At 66.9% G+C, this 4,783-nt stretch carries 5 protein-coding genes; all 5 read right to left on the reverse strand.

What is annotated here, in order from left to right; translation table 11 throughout:
* A partial coding sequence (locus G3436_RS24870; protein ID WP_163950687.1) for a PepSY-associated TM helix domain-containing protein occupies window positions 1-1,018 on the reverse strand: 1,018 nt, incomplete at its 3' end.
* A gap of 56 nt (window positions 1,019-1,074) precedes the next feature.
* On the reverse strand, window positions 1,075-3,126 hold the full coding sequence (locus tag G3436_RS24875) for a TonB-dependent copper receptor (RefSeq protein ID WP_163950690.1): 2,052 nt from the start codon (window positions 3,124-3,126) through the stop codon (window positions 1,075-1,077).
* A 78-nt stretch (window positions 3,127-3,204) separates the two neighbouring features.
* Complete coding sequence (locus tag G3436_RS24880) at window positions 3,205-3,618, reverse strand: DUF2946 domain-containing protein (RefSeq protein ID WP_163950693.1); 414 nt, start codon at window positions 3,616-3,618, stop codon at window positions 3,205-3,207.
* Between the two features lie 20 nt (window positions 3,619-3,638).
* Window positions 3,639-4,109, reverse strand: a complete 471-nt coding sequence (locus G3436_RS24885; protein ID WP_163950696.1) for a copper chaperone PCu(A)C — start codon at window positions 4,107-4,109, stop codon at window positions 3,639-3,641.
* Window positions 4,110-4,127: 18 nt separating this feature from the next.
* Entirely contained in the window at window positions 4,128-4,544 is a 417-nt protein-coding gene (locus tag G3436_RS24890) for a DUF2946 domain-containing protein (protein ID WP_163950699.1), read from the reverse strand.
* Between the last annotated feature and the right edge of the window lie 239 nt (window positions 4,545-4,783).

Genomic DNA, 4,783 nt, shown 5'->3' on the forward strand with positions numbered 1-4,783 from the left:
GCACCTGGCCGGTGTACTGGTCGATGTGCAGCGTGGCGTCGTTGCGCGGGTCGTCGGCGAACACCGCGATGGTGAATACGCCGCTGGCGCCGGTGGGCAGGGTGATGCTGTAGCCGGGCTCGACCGAGCGCGTGGTGGCCAGGTCCTGCACCTGTTGCAGGCTCACCTGCGGCGCCGCTGGCGCTTCGGCCATGGCGCCATGCTGCATGTGCTCGGCATGTGCGCCGGACTGCGGCATCGGGGTGTTCTCCATGGCCCATGGCACGGTCTGGCGGGTGGCGCTGTTGAGGGCGCGGGCCTGCTGGTCGGACTGCGGCACGTCGTTCCACATGGCCACCGGAAAACGGTTCCACAGGTCGGCATACTGCTTGCCCCAGAACCCGGTCCAGGTCATGCCGCTGAGCAGCATGAACAGCAGCAGCGCCGCGCCCCAGAACCCACTGACCGCATGCAGGTCACGCCACAGCAGACGCCCGCGGGCGTTCAGGCGCGGCCACAGCACCCCGGCCGAGGCCTTGCCGCGGGGCCACCACAGGTACAGGCCCGACACCACCAGCACGATGCCCCAGCCGGCGGCCAGCTCCACCAGGCGATCGCCGAGGGTGCCGATCATCAGTTCGCCGTGCAGCGCGCGGGCCACGGCCTGCAGGTTGTAGGTGGCGTCCTGCTCGCCGAGCAGGTTGCCGGAATAGGGGTCGATGAATACGTTCAGCTCGCGGCCGCTGTCGTTGACCACGAACTGCGCGCTGCGCTCGGCCGCCACGGGCGGCAGGTACTGGCTGACGTGGCCGCGCGGGTAGGCCGCCTGCACCGTGTGCAGCAGGCTGTCGGCGCTGTGCTGATGATGGCCGGCCTCGACCACCATCAGCGGGCGGTACAGCAGCGGGTCGAGCTGCGGCTTGAACAGGTAGATGATCCCGGTGACAGCCAGCAGGATCATGAACGGCGCGACGAACAGCCCGGCATAGAAGTGCCAGCGCCAGGCCAGGTTGTAGAAGGAAAGCTGCGGTTTGCTCATGGAGCGCTCCCGGTCGTGCAAAGGGGCGCGGCCTGTGGCCGCGCCCCGGGTGGGCATCAGAAACTCAGGTCGACCTTGGTCCAGAGCGTACGCCCTGGTTCGTTGATCGCCTGCGGGTCACTGGCCGGGTAGCCGAACCCGGCGTTGCCCGCCAGGTTCAGGTGCTCGGCATAGGCCTTGTCGAGCAGGTTGTCGACGCCGGCACTGAGCGTGAGGTTTTTCGTCACGCGGTAGGCGCCGTTGAGCGAGAACACGCCAAAGCCTGCACTCTTCTCGTAGTCCTTGCCCACCACGTTGCCAGACCCCTCGGCAATCCGGTTCTGTGCCGACACCAGTCGCCATAGCGCACCGGCACTCCAGTCGTCGCGGCTGTAGGTCAGGCCCAGGCGGCTTTCCAGCGGTGGCATCTGCGGTAGCGCCTTGCCATCGCTGCTGTTCTTGCCCCAAGCGTAGGCCAGGGTGGCGTCGGCTTTCCAGTTGGGCGTGAACCGATAGGCTGCGCCCAGTTCGCCGCCCATGATGCGCGCATCGATGTTCTGCGCCTGGGAGCTGAGCATGCCCATCATGCCGGGGCGGTAGTCGAACAGGATGTAGTCGCGCACCTGGCCGACATAGCCCGAGGCCCAGGCTTCGAGCTGCTCGGTCTTGTACTGGATACCGAGGTCGAGCTGGGTGGTCTTCTCCGGCTTGATCGAGTCGAACGCATTGACCGAGCCGGCCGGGCCGGATTTGGGCGAGAACAGCTCCCAGTAGTCGGGGAAGCGCTGCGCGTGGCCCAGGCCGATGTAGGTGGTGGCGGGGATGCCCTGCAGGTCGTGCTCGTAGCGCACGAAGCCGCTGGGCAGAGTATCGGCGCGGGTGTTGCCGGCAGTGGCGCTGGTTTCCCGAAAGTCCTTGGCCGATGCACGGTCCAGGCGTGCGCCGCTGATCAGGCGGTCCTGGCTGGAGGTTTCCCAGGTCAGCTCGCCGAATGCGCCGTAGTTGTGAAAGTCGGCGTCCTTGGTCCAGGGCTCGGCCTTGTGCGCGTCCACGCCCATGCCGCCACGCTGGCGGTGTTCGTTGGTCTGGGCGTCGATGCCGCTGACCAGTGTGACGTCTTCCCAGCGCCAGGTGGCCTTGAGGCGCCCACCCAGGGTGCGCCGGTCGACGTTGCTGACCATCGGGCCGGCCATCATGCCGCTGGTGGGCGAGCGGCGCAGGCTGTAGTTGTCCATCACGTGGTCGGCGTAGTTGTAGTAGACCTGGGCCTCGACCTTGTCGAGCACCCCGCCCAGGTTGGACTTTTCGAAACGCAGGCCCAGGCTTTCGCGCTTGAACTGCGAGCCGTCCATGCCGCGCCCGGCGTAGCGTGCCTCGCCATCGCCCTTGCCGGCAGTGAGTTCGAGCAGGGTGTCGGCGTCGGGTGTCCAGCCCAGGGCTACGTCGCCGTTCCACTTGTCCCAGCGCGAGGGTACGGTGTCGCCGTTGCCATCTTCATAGTCATCGGTGTGCGACTGGTTGCCGATCACGCGCACGTAGCCCAGGCGGTTGCCGGCGGCGGCATCCAGCACCTTGTCCAGGCGCCCATTGGAGCCGGCCAAGAGGCTTGCGTTGACGCGGCTGCCCAGCTCGCCGAACTGTTCCGGCTCACGGTCGAAGAGGATGGTGCCGGCCGAGGCCCCTGGGCCCCACTGCACGCTCTGCGGGCCCTTGATCACGGTGAGGCGGTCGTAGGTTTGCGGCGAGATGTAGGAGGTGGGGGCATCCATGCGGTTGGGGCAGGCGCCGAGCATCACGCCGCCGTTGGTGAGGATGTTCAGGCGCGAGCCGAACATGCCGCGCAACACCGGGTCGCCGTTGGTGCCGCCGGCACGGATGGCCGAGAAGCCGGGGATGGTCTTGAGGTAGTCGGCGCCGTCACTGGCCGGTACCGGCTGGCGCGGGTCCTTGGGGTTGGTGACGATGGTCAGGGGCGAGCTTGGGGCCACGGCGGTGATCACGGTGGGGCTCAGCTCGGCATGGTCGTGGCCGGGTTCGACGGCGTGGACGACGGGGCTGAGCAGGGGGCCGCACAGCAGGGCGAGGGTGCCTTGCAGAGACAGGCGCAGAGCAGCGGTAGAGCTGGACATAGGTTTTCCAACATCGTGTAGTCATGAAGGTACGCGCGGTCGACGGCAAGGGGCCGGACCGTTGGGCGCAGGTTGTGTTCAGACGACGTGGTTGGCGGGCGGAGCGCGGCTGCGGGCGCCGGGGAAGATGGCCTGACGGGCGTGGCCCTGACGTGGTTGCACGACCAGGCGGGTGTTGCCTGGGGCGGCTTCGGTGTTCAGCGGGCTGAGGGTCTGCGGCAACGCCGGGCAGTGGAAGAACAGGCTGCAGTAGCCGCACTTCTCCCAGATGACATGCAGTGCCTGGGTGTCGGTGTGGCGGCTGGCATGGCTGTCGGTGTGGCAGTCCATGGCCATGTCCATGCCGGGCATGGCGGCACGGTGATCCATCGGCATCGACTGGGAGACCAGTGGGCCGATGAAGATCATCAACATGGCGAACAGGCTCAGCCAGCTGCCGCGTGTCCTCTTGGGGTCAGCGGTGCGGGCGAGCCTGCCGCGGGGCAGGCGCATGGTGCGCGTCCGTCAGCGGGTCAGTGGCTGTGGGCGCTGCCCTCGGGGGCCTGTTTCTGCACGGCCACTTCAACCGTGATGTCGCCGGCCTTTTCGAAATGCAGGGTCAGCGCGAAGCGCTTGCCGTCGCTGAGCAGGCTGCGGTCCTTGGGTTGCATGAGCATCACGTGATAGGCGCCGGGGGCGAACACCAGGTCGGCGCCGGCGGGTACCTCCACGCTTGGCACCTGCTGCATCTTCATCAGGCCGTCCTTGTGCACGTGCTCGTGCAGCTCGGCCGTGTCGGTGATCGGGCTGTCGACCCCGAGCAGGCGGTCGGCGGTCTTGCCGTTGTTGTGCACGATGAAATAGGCCGCCACGTTGGGCGCATTGGGCGGCAGTTCCTGCGACCACGGGTGGGCGATGTGCAGGTCGCCTGCGCTGTATTCATGGGCGTTGGCAAAGGTGGCGGGCAACAGCAGGGTGGCCAGCAGCAGGGCGTTCTTGAGCATGATCAATCTCCGTTCGATTCAGGTTCGCGTACCGGTAGCGTAGTGAACTGAGGTCGAGGGAGACGCGCGCGGGTTGAGCGCGGGCCATTGCTGGCGCGGGGTAGGGTGGTAGCGGGCGAGCAGCGGTTGCGGGCTGTTCAGGTCGTGTTCGGGCATCACCAGGCGGGGTGGGTGGCCGGGCAGGGCGAGCAGCGGCGCGGCGCCCGAGCAGCACCAGCAGTGCTGCATCGTCGAATGATCGTCGTTGTGCTGCGTGCCGTCGGGGGCGGTCAGCGAGATGGCGATCATCTTGGTCACGCCGCTGGAGCAGAAGGTGCCCCACAGCAGTTGTTCGGGTTGAGCTTTTGCAGCAGCGGCGGACAACGGCATGGCCAGCAGATTGAACAGCACTGCGCAGCAGGCGATCCAGGCGTAGGCGAGCCGGTGTGCGGGCATGGGGAGATCCGGTCAGGAATCGAGTGGGGGCTATTTAGCCAGATGTCGCAGTATATGTAAAAAATGCGGGGTGTGATGGAGTGTCGCAGGTGGGGTAACTGCGTCGACGGGGGTGTCGACCTTTCCCCCCCCAACACACAGATCCTGTGTCGAGCCAACAAGGCTGGCGATGCAAATCTGACAGGCCATGGCGCGTTGCAGCAAATAATGGAATGGTCACCCCCTACATCCCCCCCAGT

It is taken from the genome of Pseudomonas brassicae (assembly GCF_010671725.1).
In the GTDB taxonomy this organism is placed as follows: Bacteria; Pseudomonadota; Gammaproteobacteria; order Pseudomonadales; family Pseudomonadaceae; genus Aquipseudomonas; species Aquipseudomonas brassicae.